4 protein-coding genes are annotated in these 2,602 nt (G+C 31.7%); 1 reads left to right on the forward strand and 3 read right to left on the reverse strand.

The window, feature by feature from the left end; all coding sequences use genetic code 11:
- Together IDG60_RS10820 and IDG60_RS10825 are read right to left on the reverse strand one after the other, a co-directional pair.
- The coding region (locus IDG60_RS10820) for a DEAD/DEAH box helicase (RefSeq protein ID WP_206160687.1) at nt 1-500 on the reverse strand (500 nt) is incomplete at its 3' end.
- Nucleotides 490-1,443: a YpbB family protein gene (locus IDG60_RS10825; protein ID WP_001163801.1), complete on the reverse strand. Its 954-nt coding sequence runs from the start codon at nt 1,441-1,443 to the stop codon at nt 490-492. The genes IDG60_RS10825 and IDG60_RS10820, both read right to left, overlap by 11 nt.
- A gap of 107 nt (nt 1,444-1,550) precedes the next feature.
- Here IDG60_RS10825 and IDG60_RS10830 point away from each other — a divergent pair, with 107 nt between their 5' ends.
- Nucleotides 1,551-1,799, forward strand: coding sequence for a ferredoxin (locus IDG60_RS10830; RefSeq protein WP_001151997.1), 249 nt, complete (start codon nt 1,551-1,553; stop codon nt 1,797-1,799).
- A gap of 105 nt (nt 1,800-1,904) precedes the next feature.
- Here IDG60_RS10830 and IDG60_RS10835 read toward each other — a convergent pair whose 3' ends face one another.
- Entirely contained in the window at nt 1,905-2,450 is a 546-nt protein-coding gene (locus IDG60_RS10835; protein ID WP_001186912.1) for an ECF transporter S component, read from the reverse strand.
- Nucleotides 2,451-2,602: the final 152 nt, after the last annotated feature.

Genomic DNA, 2,602 nt, shown 5'->3' on the forward strand with positions numbered 1-2,602 from the left:
GCTAAGACAACCGCTTCTTTAAAATGCTTTGTTACTTTTCCTATTAGAGCATAATGTGGTCTGAAATCATATCCCCATTCAGATAGGCAATGTGCTTCATCTAGAACAATCATGCCAAAGTCTATCATAGATATTAATTTAAAATTTGACGGTTGCAAGAGAAATTCTGGACTTAGAAAGATGAAGCGGCTATGTCGTAAACATTTAATATTATGCTTTTTCTCAATTTCATCCATACCAGAGTGAATACATGTTACACGTTTTTCTCCATTTATTTTCAACTGCATAACTTGGTCATCCATTAAAGATATTAACGGTGAGATAATTAATGTCGGCTTACCTGATAAATACGTAGGTATTTGATAACACAAACTCTTTCCACTTCCAGTTGGAAGAATACCTAGAGTGTGTTGTTGAGACATTATACTTTCTATAATTTCCTGTTGTCCCGGTTTAAAATTCTCGAAGCCAAATTTGTTTCGTAAAATATCATGCAACATTCAGATCACCTCTTTCAAATCCAACGATTAATACTTTTAATTGAAAATATGATAACGTGTCAAATTGTTCTTTGTAAAATTTTAATCGTTCGCCACGATGTTGTTGATAAAAATTCAAAAACTGGAGTTGATCTTCTAGTTCAACATAATCATCGTAATTAGACATGTAACCTTTGATTAAGATTTCAAGTACATGATCTTCGATAGTATTGATTTTAACTTGTTGTTGAGCCGCTATATCTTCCATCGTGAATTGTTCAAGCAATTTTGTATAAGTAATATAAGTTTGATTTAATAATGTAGGTTTCATTATTATTTTTGATAAAATAGTATATTCTCCACTTTCTAATTCAAACATCATTGTCACTAAATTATTCATTTCGTATTCAAACAATTGCTGTTGAGATAGTTTTTCTATTAAACTAACTTGCTGTCTCGTATACATTGGTTCATCATAGCCTTGCAAATAATAATGTAAGTAACATGGCCCTTTTAAAGTTATTGCTTTAAACAAGTTATGTAGTTCATTTTCAAAGTCAATTTGTAATTGGTTTTCTTTAATGTAGTTATAGACAATCTTTACAGTTTCTTGTATCTTATTATTTTGAGAGATTGGTACAAAATGAAAAACATGTTGTTTGGTATTAGACATGGTTTGCACTAATAGTTGAATTGCTTGAAATGTTTGCCCCATGCTTTCAAATGTATATCTAGGATGCAACATGATTTCCATTTCAGCATTAAATTCATTGATTTTTTCTAAAAATAGCTCAAAAGACGGATATTTTAATAGTGGTAAACTGTGATATAATGACAACTGTTGTTGACTACAAGCGTCAAAAAAGGTTTGGTGAGATTTCTTACCAACTAAGATATTGTAAATACTTTTATTTGTTTTATAGTTAAATGTTTGTTGTAATGCTGTTTTTATAATGTGTTGCAAATTTAACCCTCACTCTGTAAAACGGATAATTTGAAAATAAAAATGATGCTGTCTAAAATTTTAGTCACATTACTATTTTAGCATTTTTATCAAAGGAGGCGAAGACATTGGCAAAATATACAATCGTTGATATGGATACTTGTATTGCATGTGGTGCATGCGGTGCAGCAGCGCCAGATATATATGATTACGACGACGAAGGTATTGCTTTCGTAATCCTTGACGATAACCAAGGTACTGCAGAAGTACCTGAGGAATTATATGAAGATATGGAAGATGCAATTGATGGATGCCCTACAGATTCTATTAAAATTGCAGACGAATCATTTGATGGGGACGCTTTAAAATTTGAATAATTGATTTTTTAGACAAATGTTCTATAGAAAAAGCAGGCAAGCTATCGTTTATTGATAGTCACCTGCTTTTTATTATTATGTGTATATTATTTTGCTTTAATTTGATTAAATTCTTTTCAAGAAATTCGCAAGCCTTCTATATAGTAAAATAAATACAATAGAAATGACGATACCTTTAATAATATTGAATGGTATAATTCCTGATACAATGATTACTTTAAGATTATTTGCGATATCAGCTAAGTTAAATATCATACCGTACAAAGGTAATAGAACGAAATAGTTCAAAATACTCAACACGATAGTCATAACGATTGTTGCAATGATTAATCCAGTAATCAAAGATTTTGTTGAACGTTTATTTTTATAGATGGCGTAAGCAGTTAATAAGAAACTTGCGCCTGCTAAAAAGTTAGCAAACGGCCCAACTGGATCGCCCATACTAAATAAGTAGTTCAGCAAGTTTTTAACCAGTGCAACTACGATACCGGCAACTGGTCCAAACGTAAATGTAGCTAGTAGTGACGGTACATCACTAAAATCTAAAGTTAAGTATGGTGGCAAAAATGGTATAGGAAACTTGATAAAAGTTAACACAAACGCAATCGCGCTCAACATACTTATTGTGATAAGACGTTTATTTTGTTGCATATTCAATTTTCTCCTTCCATTCATCTCGTAAGAATAGGAGGATTATTGCACAACAAAAAACCTCCATCTTCTCCCATCCAGACTATACTGTCGGCTCTAGAATCTCACTAGATCAGCCACTAATATGATACATACTAGCAGGTCGCAGGCTT

It is taken from the genome of Staphylococcus sp. EG-SA-2 (genome assembly GCF_017152085.1).